A 21,276-nucleotide genomic window follows, 5' to 3' on the forward strand; every position below is an offset into this window, starting at 1 on the left:
TGAGGCGGGATTCGTCGTTCAGGTGAGGAGTGTTCTGGTTTTCTAGGGTTTCCGTACAGTCCAGAATATTGATAGGAGAGCTACTGCCGGGGGCCGACGGGTTCTCCCGTCGGCCCCCGGACAGATCAGTTGCTGTACGCCTCCAGCGGCGGGCACGAGCACACCAGATTCCGGTCACCGTGCGCACCGTCGATACGACGGACCGCCGGCCACACCTTTGCGCGGGCCTTCCCCATCGGGAACACCGCGGTCCGGCGCGAATACGGGTGGTCCCACTCTCCCACCAGGCATTCAGCGGTGTGCGGAGCACCGCGCAGCGGGTTGTCGTCGGCGGGCCACTCCCCTGCCCCGACCCGGTCGATCTCGTGGCGAATCGAGATCATCGCGTCGATGAACGCATCGAGTTCGGCGATGTCCTCGCTTTCGGTGGGCTCGACCATCAACGTGCCTGGCACCGGGAAGCTCATCGTCGGCGCATGGAACCCGTAGTCGGCCAGTCGCTTCGCCACATCGTCGACCGTCACGCCGGTGGCCTTGGTGATGCCCCGCAGGTCGAGGATGCACTCGTGCGCCACCATGCCGTTCTCGCCGGTGTACAGCACCGGGAAGTACTCGTCGAGACGACGGGCGATGTAGTTCGCCGAGGCGATCGCGGTGAGCGACGCCTTCCGCAGGCCCTCCGCCCCCATCAGCTTGATGTACGTCCAGGTGATCGGCAGGATCGACGCCGAGCCGAAGGGCGCCGCCGACACCGGTCCGCCACCGCCGAGGCCCGGTTCGGCCGGGTGTCCGGGGAGGTAGTGCGCCAGGTGGGCGCGCACTCCGATGGGTCCGACACCCGGCCCACCGCCGCCGTGCGGGATGCAGAACGTCTTGTGCAGATTGAGATGACTGACGTCGCCACCGAACTTGCCCGGCCGCGCGAGCCCGACCAGCGCGTTGAGGTTCGCGCCGTCGATGTACACCTGCCCACCGGCGTCGTGCACTGCCCCGCAGATCTCGGCGATGTCCTCCTCGTACACGCCGTGCGTCGACGGGTACGTGATCATGATCGCCGCGAGACGCTCCGCATGGTCGGCGATCTTGGCACGCAGGTCGTCGAGGTCGACGTCGCCGTTCGGCCGGCACGCCACGACCTCCACGCGCATCCCGGCCATCACTGCCGATGCGGCATTGGTGCCGTGGGCACTGGACGGGATCAAGCACGTGTCGCGCCGGTCGTCGCCCCGGTCGAGGTGGTACCGGCGAATCGCGAGTAGCCCTGCGTATTCGCCCTGGCTGCCCGCATTCGGCTGCAGACTGACCGCGTCGTACCCGGTCACCGCCGCCAGCCATCCCTCGAGGTCCGCGATGAGACTCCGGATGCCGGCGGTCTGCTCGGCCGGTGCGAACGGGTGCAAGCCCGCGAACTCGGGCCAGGTGATCGCTTCCATCTCGGCAGCGGCGTTGAGCTTCATCGTGCACGAGCCGAGCGGAATCATCGTGCGGTCGAGCGCGAGATCCTTGTCGGACAGACGCCGCAGGTACCGCATCATCGCGGTCTCGGTGCGGTAGCGCGTGAACGCCTCGTGCTGCAGGAAGGCGCTCGTCCGCGCCGGCGCGGCGAGCGACGCGCCCCCACCCGATCCCGAGTGCCCTTCGGCGACACCGAACGCCTCCAGCACCGCGGTGATGTGCGCCGGCGTCGTGGCTTCGTCGCAGGACACCGAAACATGGTCGGCGTCCACGCGGTAGAGATTGATACCTGCCGCTGCTGCGGCACCGATCACCTCGTCGGCCCGGCCCGGGACCCGGGCCAGCACGGTGTCGAAGAAGGACTCGTGCACGACCTCCACGCCACCCTCACGCAGCGCCGACGCGAAGTGATCCGCGTGCCCGGCGACACGGCGCGCGATCGCCGTCAGTCCCTCGGCACCGTGGTACGACGCGTACATCGCGGCCAGCACGGCCAGCAGCACCTGCGCGGTGCAGATGTTGCTCGTCGCCTTTTCACGCCGGATGTGCTGCTCGCGGGTCTGCAATGCGAGGCGGTAGGCGGGGTCGCCGTCGGCGTCGACCGACAGGCCGACGAGCCGCCCCGGCAGTGTGCGTGTATCGGACGCCTTCACCGCGAGGTAGCCCGCGTGCGGACCACCGAATCCCATCGGGACACCGAAACGCTGTGTCGTGCCGAAGCACGCGTCGGCGCCCTGTTCTCCGGGAGGGGTGATCAAGGTCAGTGCCAGCAGGTCGGCGCCCACCGCGACGAGCGCGCCGCGTGCGTGGGCGGCGTCGATGATCGGGGTGACGTCGTACACCCGTCCCGACGCTCCGGGTACCTGCAGGATGATCCCGAAGAAGTCGCCCTCGGGAAGGCCGTCGTCGACGAGGTTCGCCGTGACGATTTCGATGCCGAGGGGTTCTGCGCGGGTCGCGAGGACGGCGGCGGTCTGCGGGAACAGATCGGTGTCGACCGCGATCCGGTTGCTCTTCGACTTGCGGTTCGCGCGGCGTAGCAGTGTCATGGCCTCGGCTGCTGCGGTGGCCTCGTCGAGCATCGACGAGTTCGCGACCTCCATGCCGGTCAGGTCCGCGACCATGGTCTGGAAGTTCAGCAGGGCTTCGAGGCGGCCCTGGCTGATTTCGGGCTGGTACGGCGTGTACGCGGTGTACCAGGCGGGGTTCTCGATGATGTTGCGGAGCAGTACCGGCGGCGTGAGCGTGTCGTAGTAACCCTGCCCGATCATCGAGGTCACGACGGTGTTCTTCCGGGCGAGAGCAGTCAGCTCGGCGAGAACCTCGTGTTCGGACTTCGGGGCGTCGAGGACGTCGAGCCCGTCGGAGACGGCACCGTCGCGCTCGTCGAGAATGGTCGCCGGAACGGCCCGCGCGGCGAGTGCGTCGAGCGAGTCGACGCCGATCACCTCGAGGATGCGGCGCAGGCCCGCGGTGTCGGGACCGATGTGACGGTCGGCGAAGTTCGAGGTGACATCTTCTGACATCGCAGCTCCCAGGCTGATCGGAGAGGTCCACCACCGGGCGTGGGCGCACGGGGCGTTTCCTCCCCCTCTGTCGTGAGCTCGCGGTGCGAGCGCCTGAGAGATTCGGCCCGTGGAGGGCGTTTCCCCGTGGGCGGGTGGGTGCTCCCACCGCTTTCCAGAGACGTCGTAGCTCGCACGGTCCTGTATGCCTGAGAGATTGACGGGGAGGTGCTGCTCCTTCGGCGCCCGGATCAGGTCCGGAACTCTCCCGCACGACGGCGACGCGAGCCCAAGTCTAGAACACGACGGTCTTCCGTCGACGCCGCCGCACCACCCTCGCGGGTGATCTTCGTCTAGCCGATTCGGCGGTTGATGCGACTGCGGCGCCGGGACGCCAATTCGTCTTCCGGCCGCTCTTCGACGTCGCCTCCGTCGGCACGCTCGGCGGGGAAGTCGGCGATGCTTCCGGTCAGTTCGCGCATTGCGCCGCTGACCGCGATTCCGAACACGCCCTGCCCGCCTTGGAGAAGATCGACGACCTCCTCGGGCGACGTGCATTCGTACACGGTGGTGCCGTCGGAGAACAGCGTGATCCTGGCGAGGTCACGGACCCCACGGCTGCGCAGGTGATCGACGGCGACGCGGATGTTCTGGAGCGAGACACCGGTGTCGAGGAGTCGCTTGACGATCTTGAGAACCAGGATGTCCTTGAACGAGTAGAGCCGCTGGCTTCCCGATCCTGCCGCGCCCCGGATCGACGGGACCACGAGGTTGGTGCGGGCCCAGTAATCGAGTTGGCGGTAGCTGATTCCCGCGATCTGGCACGCGATGGGCACCCGGTAGCCGACGAGTTCGTCGGGCACCGAATCGTCGGGGAACAGCCCGGGCTGGATCTCGTCGTCGTGCGGTGTGGGTGACGAACTCGCGCGGTCGCCGGCGTCAACGGTGGAATGCTGTCCCTGCGGCCGATCTCGCACTGTGTGACTTCCTCTCGCGCGCCCTGTTGTACCTCGCAACGACCGACCGGCGGATCCCCCACCACATCCAATCGTCGAGCGCTCTCAGGCTCACCAAGTAACCCATATTCGGATTTACCCAGCGTACGCTCCGGCGTGGGGCGCGGGGCAGCAACACGCCCACCGGAAAGGCAACGTTCGACACTACTCGCGTCGGACTGTGCTGCTGCTCGAAGCTGCAACGCGTCCGTCGCCGGTCGACGAACGACCGCTCAGCCGTCCGTCGCCTTGAAGTCGTCCGGAGAGATGTTGTCGAGGAATTCCTTGAACTTCTCGACCTCGTCTTCACGCTCGTCCGGCATGACCAGTCCTGCTTCGGTGAGCACAGCTTCGTCGACGAAGACCGGCGCACCGATGCGCAAGGCTACAGCGACGGCATCGGACGGACGGCACGACACGCGCATGTCGCCGTCGAAAACAAGATCGGCAAAGAAAGTGCCTTCCTGGAGGTCGACGATGCGGACTTCCAGGAGTGCGTGACCGAATGCGTCCAGGAGATTCTTGATCAGGTCGTGCGTGAGGGGGCGGGCGGGTTCCACACCTTGCTGCTCGAGCGCGATCGCGGTCGCTTCGTTCTGGCCGATCCAGATGGGCAGGTACCGCTCCCCGTCGACCTCGCGGAGCAGTAGGACAGGCTGGTTCTGGGGTTGTTCTACTCGGATCCCCACCACTCGCATCTCGCTCATCGCGGCGCCTCCGTCCCGCTGCTCGTCAGTGGCGTACCACCCGAATCGATATTGCCTGAATTCTAGTGCGCTCCCGAACATCCGTCAGGTGCCGGCCGGCGCAGCCCGGGGCGATCAGCGGTCGAGAGCGCCCTGGACGGCAGCCTTCACCAGGCAGGTGTGGAGCGTCAACGACAGTGCGGCGAGTTCGCGCACCATCTCTTCCGCTCTCTGCCGGGCCCCGGCATCGCGCCCCTTCGCGACAGGACCCGCGATCTGGGCGACGAGTCCGGCCTCGCGGTCGGCAGCGAGCTTGAATGCGCGCAGATGCCGTACCTCGAGGCCGAACTCGGCCATTGCCTTCGCGGTGCGTGCGAGCAGCACCGCGTCGTCGTCGAAAAATCCGGCGGGTCCCGGCGTGACCAGGCCCGCCCCCACCAGTTCGGTCAGGAACGCAACATCCACACCGGCCCGCTCGCACAGGTCGTCGCGGCTGACGCGGATCTCCCGGTCGGTGCGCAGATCCTCCGGCGAGACCTCGCCGCGGGCAACTGCCAGCGGCCGCGGCCGCTTGGGCCGGGTCTCGACCGATCCCACCGTCGCAGCGCCGCGGTCGATCGCCTCGAGCTGTTCCTTGATCACCTTCAACGGAAGGTACTGATCCCGTTGTGCGGTGAGCACATAGCGCAGCCGTTCGCAGTCCGCGATGGAGAACCGGCGATAGCCCGACGGAGTGCGCTCCGGGCTGATCAGCCCCTCGGCCTCGAGAAATCTGATCTTCGAGATCGTGACATCCGGGAACTCGGGCCGCAGTCGATCGAGTACGGACCCGATCGACATGCCGGCCGGCGCCGACTGGTGGGCTGCGGTCATCAGCTACTCGCGCCCTGCGAACCGCGAGGACCGGTCAGGAACACCAACCGGAACTTGCCGATCTGAACCTCGTCGCCGTTGGCGAGTACCGCGGAGTCGACCGGTTCCCGGTTGACGTAGGTGCCGTTGAGGCTTCCGACGTCGACCACCTGGAAGTCGCCCTCGTCCTGACGGAACTCGGCGTGCCGGCGGCTGACGGTCACATCGTCGAGGAAGATGTCGCTGTCGGGATGCCGTCCCGCCGACGTCGTCGGCTGGTCCAGCAGAAAGCGCGAACCCGCATTGGGTCCACGCTTGACGACGAGCAGCGCTGATCCGGCAGGGAGCCCTTCGACACCTGAGACGGGCGCGTCGGTCGTAGCCGTTCCGGCCCCGGCGCTTTCCACTTCGTTCAGGAAGTCGGCGCGAAACACCGAAGTCGTCTCCGCAGGAGTCTCCTCGTAGCCCGCGTTGCCGTTCTCGCTCACCGTTTCTCCTTATCCGTTCGATCGCCCGGGAACTCCCGGGCGATCGTTGAGTCGTTCGCCCCGATCAAATCGACACGGCACACGCCATATCTGACCGTACCCTGTGCGGGGGCACTGGTGCAGGTAGTCGCGGCCACGTTACATGCCGGGTCCGTCAGCTTTCCGTGATGCCGCGGTAGCCGTCCGCATCCATCGTTTTCCCGAGGGCGCCGTCGAGGTCACCTTCGGTGTCCACCTCCACCTCGACCAGCCATCCGGCTCCGTAGGGAGCGCTGTTGACCAGTTCCGGGTTGGTCTCCAGGTCGGTGTTGACCGTGGTGACCTTCGCGCTGAAAGGCGCGTACACATCCGAGACGCTCTTGGTCGATTCGACCTCACCGAAGGAGTCGCCTCCGGTCACGTCGGCACCCGGCTCGGGCAACTGCACGAAGACGACGTCGCCGAGTTGAGACTGTGCGTAGTCCGTGATCCCGATCCGCGCGGTTGTCGCTCCGGTCCTCTGCACCCATTCGTGCTCCGCCGTGTAGCGCAACTCGCCGGGGGTTTCGAACTCACTCAAGGTAGATCCTTTCGGGGGCGACGTTCCGGGCGAACGTCGGATTCACTATCCGGGCTGAGAGTATTGGCGCGGCTTGATCTCCCGCAAGGCGGGCACGTCGACCTGCGGAAACTGTTCCACTGTGAGGCTGCCGCCCGCTCGGGCCACGGCGTCGACGACACCTCCCGGGATGTTCAGTGCTGCCGCAAGGGTCGGTCCGTCACCGATGGCGGTGACCGTATAGGGCGCACGGAGCGGCGTGTCGTCGACCGTGATCGCGCCCGGCGAGCCCGTCACCCACGAATCCACCCCGATCCGTACGGTCTCGCCGCCCGCACCGGCGATCTGCATCGTGTCGGCACCCGCCGCGCGCAGTTCCTGGATCATGTCGAGCACGACCTCGGCACCGACGCCACCTCGCGGATCGTTCACCGTGAGAACGACTCCCGGGCCGGTCGCCGGAGCAGTGCCGAGCTGGATCGACAGGTCGTCGAGCCGCTCGCGTGCCTCGGCAAGAGCGGCGTCCGAGCCGTCCCGCTCGAGACTCGAGAGTGTGCGCTCGAGTGCCGTGATCTCCTGCCGCAGCGCGGCCTCTCTCCGATTGAGGTTGTCGAGTAGGACCAGAAGATCCGCCGGGCGCGCCGAATCGAGGGTGTCGCCCGTACCGGTGTTCCTCACCTGTGTGGCAATCGCCGTGCCGAGCAGGAAGACGAGGAGTGCGGCGAGTACTGCGAAGACCGGCGCGGTCCGCTTGGGCCCCGGCTTCGCCGCCGCCGAGTCCCGGCCATCCGAGTCCCGAGCCGGTTCGACGGCGTCCGGTTGGGGGCCGTCCCGTTCGGGACCGCCGCGTGGTTCGTGTTCGCCGCCGCGTGTGTCGTCGGACATGGGTCACGCACCGAACAATCTGCGGCGCAGCGCCGAGGCGTTGCCGAAGATCCGGATACCCAGAACCACGATGACCGCGGTGGAGAGCTGCGTGCCGACGCCGAGCTGATCGCCGAGCCACACGATGAGTGCGGCGACGAGGACGTTGAACACGAACGACACCACGAACACCTTCGCGTCGAAGATGTCATCGAGGTACGCGCGGAGACCGCCGAACACCGTGTCGAGGGCGGCAACCACCGCGATGGGCAGGTACGGCTGCACGATGTCGGGAACCTGGGGGCTGAACACGATGCCGGCTGCGATCCCGATCGCGAGCGCCAGCGCCGCATACAGCGCCTGAGCATGATTGACCCGATTCACCGATTCCCCACTTCCCCTGCTGATCCGATTTTTCGCGCCGGCGCGGCCGGGAGTTCGAGTTCGTCCTCGTCGGCAAGGGTGAAACCTACCCCGTAGAGTTGCGCGATCCCCGCAATCCTCAGGTAGGCATCGCTCACGACGAACGAGGTCTGCAGCCGGCCCGGAGACCCCACCGCCGAGACTTCGTACGGAGAGAAGACCGGCTGGTTGTCCACGAGCATCGCTCCCCCGGCCTGACGGACGGTCACGCCCGGACCCACACGAACCCCGCCGACCGACACGGCCTCGGCACCCGCGGCCCACAGTGCGTTGACCACTGCCTGCAGATCCCGGTCGAAGACCGCGGCGGTCGGGCGGCCTTCTGTCTGCTGGGACGAGTCGGACAGGTTCGGGCGGGCCGCGGGATCGGTGAGGGTGACCGTCAGTCCCGGACCCCGGACCGGCAGCGCCGCGGCCGCATCCTCGGCCGCGCGCAGTTGGTCGAGCACGGTGCCGCCTTCGGTGTCGTCGGCGAAGAGAGCATCGCGGCGGTCCTGGATCGTCCGGGTCAGTTCGTCGCGACGCGCGACGAGCGCGGCGTTCCTCTCGTCGCTCGCGCGCAGAGACGCAAGGATCTCGGCGCGCGCCTGGTCGGTCCCCGCTTCTCCCGCGTTGTTCTGGGCGTACGCGGTTCCCAGTACGAGGCCGGCGAGCACGACTCCCACGACGAGCCATACCCGGGCGGTGGCGGGCGAGGTCGGTCGTCGTCCGGCGCGCCGGTCGGCGGCAGCCGCGGCGTAACCGGGGTCGAGATGGTCCTCGAGGAGAGATTTGAGAAGCGACGGCACCGGGTTGCGGCGCACGCGTTCCCACTTGCGGCTCATCCGGGCCGGCCCGTCACCGGGACCGTCCGCGCGATGGTGACGGCCTGAGCGAGATACAGGACTGCGGTCCACACATAGAGCACGGTGCCCCAGATCAGCGCGGCCCAGCCGAGCGGGCCCGTGATCGGTTCCGATGCGGGTACCGCCACCGTGGCGAGTAGGAGCGGTAACGCGAACATCAGCAGGAAGGTGGCGCCTTTACCGAGGTAGAGCACTTCCGGCGGAGGCAGTCCCCTGCGTCGGTAGACGGCGAGGGTGGGCGCGAGGACGACTTCACGCCCGATGAGGATGGCGGCGATCCACCACGGCATGATGTCGCGGGCGACGAGTGCGACGAGCGTGGTCACGACGTAGAGGCGATCGACCATCGGATCCAGGAACGCGCCGAGGCGTGAGGTCTGGTCGAGCAACCGGGCGAGCTTGCCGTCCGCCCAGTCGGTCAGGCTGCTGACGATGAGCAGGATCAGCGCCCAGGCGTCGGCGTGGACGACGAGCACCAGATACAGGAACAGCGGGACCCCGAGCAGCCGGAGAAAGCTGAGGGCGTTGGGAACGGTGAGGATGCGGTCGGCGCTGCCCGTACCGGCGCCCGTGGTCGCATCGGTCATCGTCGCGTCATCCCTTGTTCTTCGCAGTTTTCTCGGCTTCACCGTCGGTCTCTCACAGCCTTCCACATTCGTCCCGGGTCTCCGTCCGGGGCGTCAGCGCCAGGCGAAGACTGGCTGCTCGAGTCCTTCGATGCGGGTGTGCCGGCCGTGCAGTGCCACTTCCCGGAACTGGTACACCACCGCTGCCGTGGGGGCGTGGATGAGATGTCCGCGGAAGGGCCATTGGATCACGGGCTTGTCGGACTCGGGGATCGCGACGAAGCGCGGCGCGACGTCGAGTTCGGATGCGGTGACCGCGTAGAGGATGTCCACCTCGTCCGGGCTCGGGACGAGGTCGGCCATGGCGGCGCCGGACCAGACCACGAACGGCGACATGACATATCCCGATCGGGTGACGTAGTCGTCGAGGCGGCCGAGGATCGCGTCGGGCTCGAGGGCGAGGCCGAGTTCTTCGTGCAGTTCGCGAAGCGCGGCGTCCTCGGGGGTCTCGCCGTCGTCGAGACGCCCGCCCGGGAGGGCGAACTGACCCGGGTGCGCGCGGAGTCGTGCGGGTCGTTTGGTCAGCGGCATCACGGGCTCCCCGGTGCGGTCGTCGAGGACGGCGACGACCACCGCGGCATGGCGCCTGCCCTCGAGCGGCAACCGGCGTGACTCGAACGCGGCGAGTGCCGCGGTGAGATGGTCGCGGTCGAGGGGGTGTGGGGCGCTCATGCGACGACAGTAGTTGGTGGGTCGAACCAGCCGCGGCACAGCGTGTCGGGGCAAGGCGGGGTGTCCAGTAGCTCGCGATTCGGTAAATCAATCGTTTCCGTAGAGTCCGGATTTCGTCCAGGATCGACGGGTCGTTTCGCCCACACCGAGATCCGCTGCACGCCATAGTGTGTCGAAACAGAAAGGATCCGGATGACGGACACAGCCGCACCCGCAGGTCTCGACCTCGACAAGCTCGCCGCCCACCTGAGCACCGTGGGATTCGGGCAGTTCGACGGTCCCCTCTCCGCCCGGCTCATCAGCGGTGGACGTTCCAATCTCACCTACGAGCTGACGGACGGATCCCACCGGCTCGTCCTGCGCCGCCCCCCACTCGGTCACGTCCTCGCGACAGCACACGATATGGCGCGCGAACACCGCGTGCTGACCGCCCTCGCGGGAACGGCAGTGCCTGTCCCCCGGACGCACCACCTGTGCGAGGACCACGACGTGATCGGCGCGCCCTTCTATCTGATGGACCTCGTGGACGGGACGCCCTACCGCACCGTCGAACAACTCCTCCCCCTCGGACCCGAACGGGCACGGTCGATCTCGGAACGCATGATCGACACCCTCGCAGCCCTGCACGCAGTCGACCCGGACGCGGTCGGACTGGGAGATTTCGGCCGGCCGGAAGGATTCCTCGGCCGGCAGGTGCGACGCTGGACCACCCAGCTCGAGAACTCCCGCAGCCGGGACCTGCCCGAAGCCGACGAACTGCATCGGCTGCTCGTCGCACGACTCCCCCGCGACGGTGCCGCAGGCATCGTGCACGGGGATTTCCGGCTCGACAATCTCCTCGTCGACGACCACGACGAGGTCGCCGCGGTCCTCGACTGGGAGATGGCAACGCTCGGCGACCCACTGACCGACGTGGCGCTGCTACTCGTCTACCAGCGTCTCGCGCGGCTCGACGCCGGGTTCCCCGTCTCCACGGTCTCGCAGGCGCCGGGCTTCCTGAGCGACGATGAGCTGCTCGCCCGCTACGACGCGGCCGGCGGACGCGACGTGTCCGACATGGCATTCCACCTGGCGTTGGCGTACTACAAACTCGCGGTGATCCTCGAGGGGATCTACTTCCGCTACCGGCAGGGCAAGACGGTCGGTGAAGGCTTCGACAAGATCGGCGACGGAGTCACACCACTCCTTCGCGAGGGGATCGCCGTGCTCCGCTGAACGGACACAATTGTCCCCCGGCGCCGGCCACACGACGAGCGTTCGACCTGCCGCGGAACGCTGCTGCCCCCGCGAAGTCGGCGGTACGCTGCCCGCATGTCGCACCCGATCATGTTCGACGAGAACGATCCGCTGCTCGCGCGGGTGCGCGAGCTGGCATTGGCGTTTCCCGGCGCCGGGGAGAAGATCTCACATGGCCGTCCGTTCTTCCACACGAAGACGGCGTTCGCGGTGTACGGCGGAACCGTGAAAGAGACCGGACGAAGCTACCCGCGCTCGCTCATCCTCAAGCCGGACGCCTCCGAACGGGAAGCGCTGCTTCAGGACGCGCGCACCTACCACCCCGCCTACATGGGTCCGTCGGGTTGGATCGGGTTCGACCTCGAGAGCGCCACCGTGGACTGGGGCGAGGTTGCCGAGCTGCTGGATATGTCCTTCCGCGTCACCGCCCCCGCGCGCCTGGTCCACGAGCTCGACGCCCGTCCGAAGTAGCCGGTCTCCTACGCGGAGGCTCCGGAGATGTTGACCATCCAGTTGACGCCGAATCGATCGGTGCACATCCCGAAGGAATCTCCCCACGGCGCCCGCTCGAGCGGCACGTCGATTCGGCCGCCTTCGATCAAACCGTCCCAGTAGCCGCGGAGTTCGGCCTCGTCGTCGCCGCTGAGCGAGACCGAGTGGTTCGTCCCCGGGATGTACTCCATCGCCGCCGGGGTATCGGAACCCATGAGCACGAAGCCTTCGGCGGTGGTGAGCATCGAGTGCATGACCTTGTCTTTTTCGGCAGGGTCCTCGCTCGCCTGCATCTCTCCGAACGTGGAGATCGTCAGTTCACCTCCGAACACGTCTCGGTAGAACTCCATCGCGTGACGCGCGGTGTCGCGGAAGCCGAGATACGGATTCAGTGTGGTGGGCACGGTCACCAACTCCTTCTGTGTCGGGAAATGCTCGGTCGCGGTGTGGCAGTGCCACGCCGTGACAGACCCGCGGCGTGGCACTTTCTCATCGTGACCGTCTTCCCACACTCACGACACCGCAATCGTCTTTCCGGCGTAGTCCGGCCGCTCGACGGCGTCGGCGAGGACCTCACCGACCGCACCGCGGGCCACGTGCCAACCGGCGACCTCCCCCGTGTCGGACGTCGTCGCCGTACCGGATTCCTCGTCCGTGAGATTGACCGGTTGCACGAGTGTCCAGAGGACGTCACTGCCCCGCACGAGAGCGTCCTGCTTCTCGGTGTCGGCGATCTGCGGACCGAGTAGCGCCCGGAACATCAACGCATATCGCCGGGGCAGCTTCCCGCGGGTGTCCCCCACGCCGTACGAGGTCTGCACGACGAGGCGCCGAACGTCGTGGCGTCCCATCGCGGCCACGATGTTGCGCGTGCCGCGTGAGCGCACATCGAGAGCCGTCCCTGCCGGTCCGCGCATCCGCACACGGACGGGGTTTTCACTGATCCCGAGTGTGACCACCACCGCGTCCTGACCGCGCACCGCGACATCGACGTCCTCCGGCCGGGTGGCGTCCCCGGCGACGACCGTCGATCGACCGGCGAGATCTCCCAGTGCCGCGTCGTTCCGGACGAACACGGTGACGTCGTGACCACGGCGGAGCAGCGCGTTCACCGCCGCCCTCCCGGAACCTCCTGTTGCACCGACCACCAGTACTTTCATGTTGTCCTCCTCGTTCGCGTCCATAGTTTTGGGTTCAAAATCCAGGCTATGCAGCGGATTCAGGACACTCCATGCCCCGGAGCCCGCGTTTCATGCCCGTTCGTCCGGTGCGACTGGACGACGGGTCGCAAGGGCGGGATTGTGGCCCTATGACGAACGCGACCGGTGCGGCCACATATCCGTGGACGCCGGTGGACCCCCTCGGCGAAGCACTGCACCTGCTGCGGATGCGCGGGGGGTTCTACTGCCGCTCCGAGCTGAGTGCGCCGTGGGGTCTGGAGATGCCGGCGTTCGCCGACAGTTCGAGCTTCCATCTGGTCGTCTCGGGCGAGGCATGGCTCGATGTCCCCGGCTCACCGTCGGCGCGCATGCTTCCCGGCGAATTCGCGGTGGTGCCCCACGGTACGGGCCACCTGATCCGCAGCGAGCCGGACGCGTCCCGCACCGGTCGCGTCGACACGCTGCCACAGCAGATGATCGGCGATCACTATTCGGTTCTGCGGCACGGTGGGGGCGGTGACCCCACCGTGCTCGTATGCGGCATCGTCGAATTCGACCATCCGACCGCTCGGAGACTGGTGTCCTTACTGCCACCGGTCCTGCGGATCGACTCGGCGCGGGGAACCGCGTCGCAGGTACTTGCGCTGATGGCGGACGAAGCGCGCGGGGTTCGGCCCGGTGGCGAGGCAGTGCTGACCCGGTTCGCCGACATCCTCGTGATCCTCGCGATCCGAAGCTGGGTCGAATCCGACCCCGCAGCACGGGACGGGTGGGTCGGGGCGCTGCAGGACCCGCAGGTGGGCCGCGCGCTCGCGGCGGTACACCGCGCTCCGGAGGGACCGTGGAGTGTCGCCGGGCTGGCTCGCGAGGCATCGATGTCACGATCTGCGTTCGCTGCGAGGTTCACCGAACTCGTCGGGGAGCCGCCCATGCGGTACGTCGCCCGGTGGCGGATGGAAACAGCGGCCGTGGCGTTGCACAGGGGCGCGACGGTGTCCGAACTCGCCGCGCGATCGGGATACGAATCCGAGGCTGCATTCGCGCGTGCGTTCAAGCGGGCGACGGGGACAACCCCGGGAGCGGTACGGCGGCGCGGGACTCCGTCAGCGTGAAGCCCCTCCGGTTCGAGGGAAGGGCAAGGCCGTTGTCGACGGTGTCGTCACCGAGCGCCTCTGACATGGCGATCCAGGAAAGCGATCTGATCGGTCACGATCTGCTCGAAGTGCGGGTCCAGATAGGGTTCGAAGTGCGTGCAGTCATAGGACCGCACTTCACCCCGCGGGATGCGCCCCGCGATCTTCCGAGCCTTCGCATACGGGGTGACGTCGTCCTTCGTGGCGAGCTGAACCAGCGTCGGAGCAGTGATGTCGGCTGCCTTCCTCCCCGGTGAGTAGAACGGGACTCGGAGCGCGATACGAGCGGCCACATCATTCTCGGCCAGTAGTTTCTCGAACTGGTCACCGGCCATTCGCTCGACCAGGGCGTAGGCACCGGGGGAGGTCATCATCGCGAGGTCGCCGGGTATGCCGATGGACTTGACCCGATGGGGCGGGCGGCCCAGCCACGCCCCTACCTGATCGCGCACGGCCGCCACGACAAGGCGGGCGAGGAGTGTGGGGGCTTGCGCGAACGCCGAGGCTGGGCCGGTCACGTGGGGCACCTGCACGATCGCGGCAGCAAGCGCGTGATCCTGGGCGGCCAGGTCCAAGACGTGTCCACCGCCGAATGAGGATCCCCACCCGACGATGCGCGTCGTGTCGACGTTGGGCAGACTGCGGGCGTAGGCGATGGCGGCACGCCAGTCGGCGTGCTGCCGACCGATGTCGAGGATGCGGCGGGGTTGTCCTCCGCTGGCCCCCCAGTGGCGATAGTCGAACACCAGCGCGGCGTATCCGGCTTGGGCGAACCGTGCAGCGTAGGCGTCCAGTCGCAGTTCGCGGAACGCGGCGAAGCCGTGCGCCAGCACGACGACGGGCGGATTCTCGACGCCATCGGGCCGATACAGCCATGCGGCGCAGGGGGTCCCATCGGACAGGAATGTCACGTCGTGTCGGACGTAGCTGTATGGGTGAGTCACGGTGTCCCCCCGGCGAGTATCTTGAATGACATTCAACACAAAGTAGCAGCGCCGTGAACGGCATCGAGGAATGGCACCTGGACCGCCCGAGGGGAACCACGCCATGGCACGCAACAAGCGCCCGCAACCCGCCGACGAGAAGCGCGCAGAAATCGTGGCGGCCGCCCGGCGGCTGTTCGTCGAGGATGGCTACGACGCCACGTCGATGAGCCGACTCGCCAAGGAAGCCGAGGTGGCCCCGAACACTATCTACTGGTACTTCGGAAACAAGGACGACGTCTTGATCGCAGTTCTCACAGCGGTCATGGCCGACGTGTGGCCGCGCTACCAGGACGTCGCCGCCGAACCCATTGCCGCCCGGTTGCTTTGGGTGGTCGGACAACTCACGGACATGAGTCACCTGGTGACGACGGTGCACGCCCGCGTCGAGCACTCTCCGGCCGTCGCCGAATGGCATCAGAATTTCCATGCGATCACCGGAAGTCTGTTCCGCTACGAGCTCGAGAAGGCCGGAGTCGCCGCCCCCACCGTGGACGCCGAAGTGATGATCGGAATTTTCACCATCGAAGGACTCCTCGCGCACCATCAGAACGAATCTCAGCAACGCACCATCTGCGATGCTCTGGCTTCGCGCTGGACACTGACGTAGTTGCGCCGGAAATGGGCTCTCGGAGCTCCACGAGACCCGTTCGAGGACTATGCGCCACTCGGCAGCGATCCGCGCTGAATCAGGGCTCGAACGCAGTAGAGGCGGTCTCGGATTTCTCCGAAACCGCCTCTGACATGCTGTTCCTCGGTCGGGCTGACAGGATTTGAACCTGCGACCACTTGACCCCCAGTCAAGTGCGCTACCAAGCTGCGCCACAGCCCGTCCCGCGCTCTCTCGAACGCTCGTTGAGATTACAACAGGGACGGCGGGAAACGCTAATCGCCTGGTCAGGGCACTGTGACCGTCACGGGGTCATGGGCGCGGACCGCTCACTTGCGACGGTCACGCTTCTCCCGGACGCGAACCGAGACACGAACCGGGCTGCCGTCGAAGTTGAACTCCTCACGCAGCTTCCGTTCGATGAACCGGCGGTAACCGGCCTCGAGGAATCCGGTGGTGAACAACACGAAGGTCGGCGGGCGCGTCGCGGCCTGCGTCGCGAACATCACACGCGGCAACCGGCCACCGCGCATCGGCGGAGGCGTCGCGGCCACGATCTCCTTGAGCCAATTGTTGAGACGTCCGGTGGAGATGCGCTTGTCCCACGACTCGAGCGCCGTCTCCATGGCCGGGACGAGACGCTGCACCGAGCGGCCCGTCTTGGCGGAGATGTTGACGCGCGCTGCCCACGGCACCCGCGACAGGTCGCGTTCGATCTCGCGGCCGAGTTCGTAGCGACGGTCCTCGTCGACGAGATCCCATTTGTTGAACGCGATCACGAGCGCCCGGCCCGATTCCACGACCATCGTGATGACACGCTGATCCTGCTCGGTGATGGGCTGGGACGCGTCGATCAGCAGCACCGCGACCTCCGCGGCCTCGATCGCCGCGCGCGTCCGCAGCGATGCGTAGAACTCGGCGCCCGACGCATGCGTGACACGCTTGCGCAGGCCCGCCGTGTCCACGAATCGCCACGGCTTGCCGCCGAGCTCGACGAGCGAGTCGACGGGGTCGACGGTGGTGCCCGCTACGTCGTGCACCACCGAACGCTCGTCGCCGGCGAGCTTGTTGAGCAGGCTCGACTTGCCGACGTTCGGCTTACCGACCAGTGCGACGCGGCGAGGTCCTCCCCCGCCGGTGCCTTCACGCGGCGTCGCGGGCAGTTTCTCGAGCAGGTCGTCGAGCAGGTCGCCCGTGCCGCGTCCGTGGGTGGCGGACACCGAATAGGGCTGACCGAGCCCGAGCGACCACAGGGCGGCGGCTTCGGCTTCGACGCGGTCGTCGTCGACCTTGTTCGCGACGAGCAGCACCGGGGTCTTCGAGCGCCGCAGCACCTTCGCGACAGCCTCGTCGACGTTGGTCGCACCGACCGTCGCGTCGACGACGACGAGAATCGCGTCGGCGGTACGCATCGCGACCTCGGCCTGCTGCGCCACGGACTGCATCATGCCCTTGGCGTCGGGCTCCCAGCCGCCGGTGTCCTGCACCATGAATCGGCGCCCTGCCCACGTCGCCTCGTACGAGACGCGGTCGCGGGTGACTCCGGGCACATCCTCGACGACCGCCTCGCGGCGACCGATGATGCGGTTGACCAGAGTTGATTTGCCGACGTTGGGTCGGCCGACGACCGCGACGGTCGGAACCGGCACGAACTCTTCGAAGGCGTCACCGTCGGTGAGGTCGATATCCCAGTCGGTTTCTTCCGACCATGTGCCGTCTCCGGCGAATTCTGTGGTGACGTCGTCGCTCACAGCGTCGCTCCCGTCTGCTCGGTGACCACCGCGACCAGCGCGGCAACCACCTCGTCGATGTTCATATCGCTGGTGTCCACGACGACCGCGTCGTCCGCCGCGCGCAGCGGTGAGACCGCGCGGGTGGAGTCGAGGTGGTCGCGGCGTTGTACCGCCGCGAGCACAGCCTCGTAGTCGTCGCCGCGTCCTTGGGCGATGTTCTGGTTGTTGCGCCGGTGGGCGCGGGCCTCCGGAGAGGCGGTGAGATAGATCTTCACGTCCGAGTCGGGGAACACGACGGTGCCGATGTCACGTCCCTCGACGACGACACGGCCCGCGGCGCGACCGAGTCGCCGCTGTGCCTCGACGAGGAGCGTGCGCACCTCGGGCACTGCGGAGACTGCGGACACCGCAGCGGTGACCTCCCCGCTGCGGATGACCTCGCGGACGTCCTCACCGTCGAGGCGGATGTCCTCGACTGCCGGATCGGTGCCGATGGACCAGGGCAGACCTGCGGTGACCGCCGCGATGGCGGCCGGGTCCGTCAGATCGGTGCCGCGACGCAGCGCGTGCAGGGTCGCGATCCGGTACATGGCCCCGGTGTCGAGGTATGCCGCCTTCAGGTGCTTCGCCAGGCGCTTGGACACGGTGGATTTTCCGGTCCCGGACGGTCCGTCCATCGCGACGATCAGCGGGCCCTCCCCGGCGAGCGGGGCGGAGCCGGTCACAGGCCGACCGCCTCGTACAGTCCGCCGACTTCCTTGCGTCCGAGCACACGGAGAGTGCCTGGCCGCTGGTCGCCGAGCGCGACCGCACCGATGTTGGTGCGCACCAGGCGGATCACCGGGTGACCCACCGCGTCGAGCAGGCGGCGGACGATGTGCTTGCGGCCCTCGTGCAATTCGAGACGCACGCGGGACTGGCCGTTGAAGACTTCGAGCAGTGCGAACTGGTCCACCGAGGCGGGGCCGTCGTCCAGCTCGATGCCTTCCTTGAGCTTCTTGCCGACGCCGCGCGGCAACTCGCCCTTGACGGTCGCCAGGTACGTCTTGGTGACCTCGAACGACGGGTGCATGAGCCGGTGAGCGAGCTCACCGTCGTTGGTGAGCAGCAGCAGACCTTCGGTGTCCGCGTCGAGCCGGCCCACGTGGAAGAGCCGCTGACCGGCAGCGATGCGTTCGGAGACGATATCGCCGACGCACGGGCGGCCGAGATCGTCGGACATCGTGGACTGCCATCCGCGCGGCTTGTTGAGCACGAGATGCACGAGGTCCTTCTTCACGACCACGCGCGTTCCGTCCACACGGATGACCGTGTTCTCCGGGTCGACGCGAAGGCCCTGTTCGACCACGATCTTGCCGTCGACCTCGACGCGACCGGCATCGATGAGTTCTTCGGCGGCCCGGCGTGAGGCGACACCGGCCTGAGCGAGCACCTTCTGCAGGCGCACGCCCTCACCTGCGGGAAGCTGGGTGGGGCCGGCATCGCTGTGCTGGTGCCGCGCGGGCTTCGCGTTGCTGATCGTCGGGTTGGGCACGGGCCGCTTGGCCGCCGGTTTCGGCGCGGCCGGACGGCCGCGCTTGTTCAGCGTGGCGCCCTTGCGGTGGGGCTTCTTCCCGGCGTCCGGCGTCGAGGTTTCTGCCCGTCGATCCGGACGAGCGTCGGTGCGGCGATCGGGACGAGAGTCCGTACGTCCCTCAGCCCGATCGGGACGAGAGTCCGTACGACGATCGGGACGGGCGTCGTTCCGGTGTTCGGGACGGCCTTCGGTACGACGGTCGGTCCGGTGGTCCGAACGGCCCTCGGTACGGCGATCGGGACGGCCCTCCGTACGACGATCCGTCCGGTACTCGGGACGACCTTCGGTACGACGATCGGTCCGATGGTCCGACCGACCTTCGGTACGACGATCGGTCCGATGGTCCGAGCGACCTTCGGTACGACGATCGGGACGGCCTTCCGTACGACGATCCGTCCGGAAATCCGAACGACCCTCGGTACGACGATCCGAACGGAAATCCGAACGACCCTCCGTACGACGATCGGTCCGGTGATCCGAACGACCTTCGGTACGACGATCGGGACGGCCTTCCGTACGACGATCCGAACGGAAATCCGAACGACCCTCGGTACGGCGATCGGGACGCCCCTCCGTACGACGATCCGTCCGGAAATCCGAGCGACCTTCGGTACGGCGGTCGGGGCGGGAGTCGGTGCGACGATCGGGACGAGCGTCCGTCCGATTGTCGGAGCGCTGAGCGCGAGGATTCTGAGCCTTCGCGGCGCGGGGGTTACTACGATTGCGGTCCGGTGTGCCATCACGGCGAGCGGGTGTATTCACTTGATTCCTGTCAATTCTCTGGATCGAACTCCGCGGGCGAGAGTGTCTCGGGACGCGCGTTCTTTCCCATTCTCTCAAATCGTGGGTCCGACTCGAGACTCTCAGAGATGGCATCGATCACATCGACGTCCGGAAGCAGGGGTCCGACGGGCGGGAGATCCTGCAGCGACGCCAGCCCGAGCCGTTCCAGGAACAGATCCGTCGTGACGTAGAGCGTGCCGCCGGTCTCGCGATCCGTCCCCGCCTCGGCGATGAGATCCCGGGCGAGCAGGGTGCGCATCACGCCGTCGACATTGACGCCGCGCACGGCACTGACCCGGCTACGGGTCACCGGCTGCCGGTATGCGACGACGGCCAGCGTTTCCAGGGCCGCGCGGGTGAGCTTCGTGCGTGCGCCGCCCTGCAGCAGTTTCTCGACGTACGGTGCGAAGTCGCGGCGTGTGTAGAAGCGCCAGCCGTCCCCCGCGATCCGCAGGTCGATGCCGGAGCCCCGCGCGGTGAGACTCTGCGCGAGGCCGCGCAGTGCGGTCTCCGCACGTTCGGTGGTGACTCCGATGGCGGCGGCGAGTTGTTCGGTGGGTGCCGGGGTGTCGACCACGAGCAGCAACGCTTCGAGCGCGGCGACGAGTTCGTCGTCGGCCATCTCGAGCAGTTCCGCGTCCCAGGCCCGCTCGTCGGCGGTACCGGCGGCATCCGCGACGTGGTCCTGGCTCATCCGTAGTCCTCCTCGAAGTCGATGACGGCGTCGTCGTTCTCCCCGGTCCACGCCACTTGCAACGGTCCCAAGGGGTCGGGTTGCTCGAACGTGACGGCGCGTTCCCGGTAGAGCTCGAGCAGCGCAAGGAACCGGGCGACGATCTGCAGTCCGTGCTCGCACTCGGAAATCAGTTCGTCGAACCCTACCCAGACCCCGGCGCCGCGTTGTTCCAGGACAGCGAGAATCAGGGCCGCTTGCTCGGGCACCGACACGGTCGGCACGTGCAGGTGGTCGAGACCGACCGTGGGAACCGGCTTGGGGCGGAACGCGGCAGCCGCGATCTCCGCGAAGCGCTGGGCGTCGACGCCGAGGACGACGTCGGGCACCAGGTTCTCGAAGCATTCTTCGAGGGAGACCGCGCGCGGGTAGCGGCGCAGGGCAGCGCTTTCGAGAGCGGCGAACTGCTCGGCGACGAGTTTGTAGGCCCGGTACTGAAGGAGCCGCGCGAACAGCAAGTCGCGGGCTTCGAGGAGGGCGAGGTCTTCGGGATCGTCGACGTCGCCGGACGGAAGCAGCCGCGCCGCTTTGAGATCGAGCAGGGTCGCCGCGACGACGAGAAACTCCGTGGTCTGATCGAGACCCATTTCGGATCCGAGCCGGCGGGTGTAGGAGATGAATTCGTCGGTGACCTCATGGAGCGCTACTTCGGTTACGTCGAGGCGGCGTTGGGAGATCAGGCTGAGCAGCAGATCGAAGGGGCCTTCGAAGTTGCGGAGGCTGAGGTGGAAACCGGCGGGCCTGTCCGGCTCCGCGGCGACCGGCGCCGAGGTCTCCGCGATCGCTGGTGAATTCGTGGTGTCCGGGGCAGCCGGGATTTCCGGGGCGCCCGGCGTGAGATTCCGGTCGACGGTCTCCGGAAGAGTGGCTTTCGGAGGAGCCGTGTCC

At 67.4% G+C, this 21,276-nt stretch carries 22 protein-coding genes, 1 tRNA gene, 1 pseudogene and 1 riboswitch; of the genes and pseudogenes, 4 read left to right on the forward strand and 20 right to left on the reverse strand.

Translation table 11 applies throughout. The annotated features are described in order from the left end of the window. Positions 1-125 precede the first annotated feature (125 nt). The 11 genes from gcvP to ACLQ3J_RS04155 form a co-directional block, all read right to left on the reverse strand. The gene (gene gcvP, locus ACLQ3J_RS04105) at positions 126-2,981 is read right to left on the reverse strand and encodes an aminomethyl-transferring glycine dehydrogenase (RefSeq protein WP_425902243.1); all 2,856 of its coding nucleotides are present in this window, start codon (positions 2,979-2,981) and stop codon (positions 126-128) included. 165 nt (positions 2,982-3,146) lie between these two features. Further along, positions 3,147-3,241: riboswitch (glycine riboswitch) on the reverse strand. 72 nt (positions 3,242-3,313) lie between these two features. After that, a complete protein-coding gene (locus ACLQ3J_RS04110) occupies positions 3,314-3,937 on the reverse strand; it encodes a MerR family transcriptional regulator (protein WP_169622340.1) in 624 nt (207 codons plus the stop codon). 251 nt (positions 3,938-4,188) lie between these two features. Next, the gene (locus ACLQ3J_RS04115; protein ID WP_072698776.1) at positions 4,189-4,662 is read right to left on the reverse strand and encodes a bifunctional nuclease family protein; all 474 of its coding nucleotides are present in this window, start codon (positions 4,660-4,662) and stop codon (positions 4,189-4,191) included. A gap of 114 nt (positions 4,663-4,776) precedes the next feature. Then, a complete protein-coding gene (locus ACLQ3J_RS04120) occupies positions 4,777-5,514 on the reverse strand; it encodes a MerR family transcriptional regulator (protein ID WP_072698120.1) in 738 nt (245 codons plus the stop codon). Further along, positions 5,514-5,981 carry a glycogen accumulation regulator GarA gene (gene garA, locus ACLQ3J_RS04125; protein WP_169622341.1) on the reverse strand — a complete coding sequence of 156 codons (468 nt, stop codon included), beginning with the start codon at positions 5,979-5,981 and terminating at the stop codon, positions 5,514-5,516. Before garA ends, ACLQ3J_RS04120 begins: the two co-directional genes overlap by 1 nt. A gap of 154 nt (positions 5,982-6,135) precedes the next feature. Further along, complete coding sequence (gene gcvH, locus ACLQ3J_RS04130) at positions 6,136-6,540, reverse strand: glycine cleavage system protein GcvH (protein ID WP_072698118.1); 405 nt, start codon at positions 6,538-6,540, stop codon at positions 6,136-6,138. A 45-nt stretch (positions 6,541-6,585) separates the two neighbouring features. Beyond that, positions 6,586-7,404, reverse strand: a complete 819-nt coding sequence (locus ACLQ3J_RS04135; protein ID WP_378528667.1) for a DUF881 domain-containing protein — start codon at positions 7,402-7,404, stop codon at positions 6,586-6,588. Positions 7,405-7,407: 3 nt separating this feature from the next. Further along, positions 7,408-7,767 carry a small basic family protein gene (locus ACLQ3J_RS04140; protein ID WP_072698117.1) on the reverse strand — a complete coding sequence of 120 codons (360 nt, stop codon included), beginning with the start codon at positions 7,765-7,767 and terminating at the stop codon, positions 7,408-7,410. Next, entirely contained in the window at positions 7,764-8,630 is an 867-nt protein-coding gene (locus tag ACLQ3J_RS04145; protein ID WP_169622344.1) for a DUF881 domain-containing protein, read from the reverse strand. Before ACLQ3J_RS04145 ends, ACLQ3J_RS04140 begins: the two co-directional genes overlap by 4 nt. Next, entirely contained in the window at positions 8,627-9,238 is a 612-nt protein-coding gene (locus tag ACLQ3J_RS04150) for a CDP-alcohol phosphatidyltransferase family protein (RefSeq protein WP_169622345.1), read from the reverse strand. Before ACLQ3J_RS04150 ends, ACLQ3J_RS04145 begins: the two co-directional genes overlap by 4 nt. A 93-nt stretch (positions 9,239-9,331) precedes the next feature. Beyond that, a complete protein-coding gene (locus ACLQ3J_RS04155) occupies positions 9,332-9,949 on the reverse strand; it encodes an NUDIX hydrolase (protein ID WP_169653170.1) in 618 nt (205 codons plus the stop codon). A gap of 192 nt (positions 9,950-10,141) precedes the next feature. On the opposite strand from ACLQ3J_RS04155, the gene ACLQ3J_RS04160 reads away from it, so the two are divergent. Both ACLQ3J_RS04160 and ACLQ3J_RS04165 read left to right on the forward strand, forming a co-directional pair. Further along, a complete protein-coding gene (locus ACLQ3J_RS04160) occupies positions 10,142-11,164 on the forward strand; it encodes a phosphotransferase family protein (protein WP_425902246.1) in 1,023 nt (340 codons plus the stop codon). A 96-nt stretch (positions 11,165-11,260) separates the two neighbouring features. Continuing rightward, positions 11,261-11,656, forward strand: a complete 396-nt coding sequence (locus ACLQ3J_RS04165; RefSeq protein ID WP_169622348.1) for an MmcQ/YjbR family DNA-binding protein — start codon at positions 11,261-11,263, stop codon at positions 11,654-11,656. Positions 11,657-11,664: 8 nt separating this feature from the next. Here ACLQ3J_RS04165 and ACLQ3J_RS04170 read toward each other — a convergent pair whose 3' ends face one another. Together ACLQ3J_RS04170 and ACLQ3J_RS04175 are read right to left on the reverse strand one after the other, a co-directional pair. Further along, entirely contained in the window at positions 11,665-12,081 is a 417-nt protein-coding gene (locus ACLQ3J_RS04170) for a VOC family protein (protein WP_169622349.1), read from the reverse strand. 108 nt (positions 12,082-12,189) lie between these two features. Next, complete coding sequence (locus tag ACLQ3J_RS04175; protein WP_422424994.1) at positions 12,190-12,837, reverse strand: NAD(P)-dependent oxidoreductase; 648 nt, start codon at positions 12,835-12,837, stop codon at positions 12,190-12,192. 149 nt (positions 12,838-12,986) lie between these two features. Here ACLQ3J_RS04175 and ACLQ3J_RS04180 point away from each other — a divergent pair, with 149 nt between their 5' ends. Next, positions 12,987-13,949, forward strand: coding sequence for an AraC family transcriptional regulator (locus tag ACLQ3J_RS04180; protein WP_425902247.1), 963 nt, complete (start codon positions 12,987-12,989; stop codon positions 13,947-13,949). A gap of 47 nt (positions 13,950-13,996) precedes the next feature. On the opposite strand, the gene ACLQ3J_RS04185 is transcribed toward ACLQ3J_RS04180, so the two are convergent. After that, positions 13,997-14,914, reverse strand: coding sequence for an alpha/beta hydrolase (locus ACLQ3J_RS04185; RefSeq protein WP_169653172.1), 918 nt, complete (start codon positions 14,912-14,914; stop codon positions 13,997-13,999). 103 nt (positions 14,915-15,017) lie between these two features. Here ACLQ3J_RS04185 and ACLQ3J_RS04190 point away from each other — a divergent pair, with 103 nt between their 5' ends. Next, the gene (locus ACLQ3J_RS04190; RefSeq protein WP_169622353.1) at positions 15,018-15,563 is read left to right on the forward strand and encodes a TetR/AcrR family transcriptional regulator; all 546 of its coding nucleotides are present in this window, start codon (positions 15,018-15,020) and stop codon (positions 15,561-15,563) included. A 148-nt stretch (positions 15,564-15,711) separates the two neighbouring features. On the opposite strand, the gene ACLQ3J_RS04195 is transcribed toward ACLQ3J_RS04190, so the two are convergent. From ACLQ3J_RS04195 to ACLQ3J_RS04220, 6 genes and pseudogenes are all read right to left on the reverse strand, one after another. Next, positions 15,712-15,785: transfer RNA gene (locus tag ACLQ3J_RS04195), tRNA-Pro, on the reverse strand. A 107-nt stretch (positions 15,786-15,892) separates the two neighbouring features. Further along, positions 15,893-17,314 carry a ribosome biogenesis GTPase Der gene (gene der / locus ACLQ3J_RS04200; RefSeq protein ID WP_169622354.1) on the reverse strand — a complete coding sequence of 474 codons (1,422 nt, stop codon included), beginning with the start codon at positions 17,312-17,314 and terminating at the stop codon, positions 15,893-15,895. Then, positions 17,311-17,973, reverse strand: coding sequence for a (d)CMP kinase (gene cmk / locus ACLQ3J_RS04205; RefSeq protein ID WP_169622385.1), 663 nt, complete (start codon positions 17,971-17,973; stop codon positions 17,311-17,313). The genes der and cmk overlap by 4 nt, the downstream gene beginning before the upstream one ends. 44 nt (positions 17,974-18,017) lie before the next feature. After that, a pseudogene (locus ACLQ3J_RS04210) lies at positions 18,018-19,031 on the reverse strand (pseudouridine synthase); the annotation flags it as partial. A 613-nt stretch (positions 19,032-19,644) separates the two neighbouring features. Next, positions 19,645-20,349, reverse strand: coding sequence for an SMC-Scp complex subunit ScpB (scpB, locus tag ACLQ3J_RS04215; RefSeq protein WP_425902248.1), 705 nt, complete (start codon positions 20,347-20,349; stop codon positions 19,645-19,647). Then, positions 20,346-21,170, reverse strand: a complete 825-nt coding sequence (locus ACLQ3J_RS04220; RefSeq protein ID WP_425902290.1) for a segregation and condensation protein A — start codon at positions 21,168-21,170, stop codon at positions 20,346-20,348. Before ACLQ3J_RS04220 ends, scpB begins: the two co-directional genes overlap by 4 nt. Positions 21,171-21,276: the final 106 nt, after the last annotated feature.

It is taken from the genome of Rhodococcus sp. DT1 (genome assembly GCF_049844875.1).
Taxonomy (GTDB): Bacteria; Actinomycetota; Actinomycetes; order Mycobacteriales; family Mycobacteriaceae; genus Rhodococcus.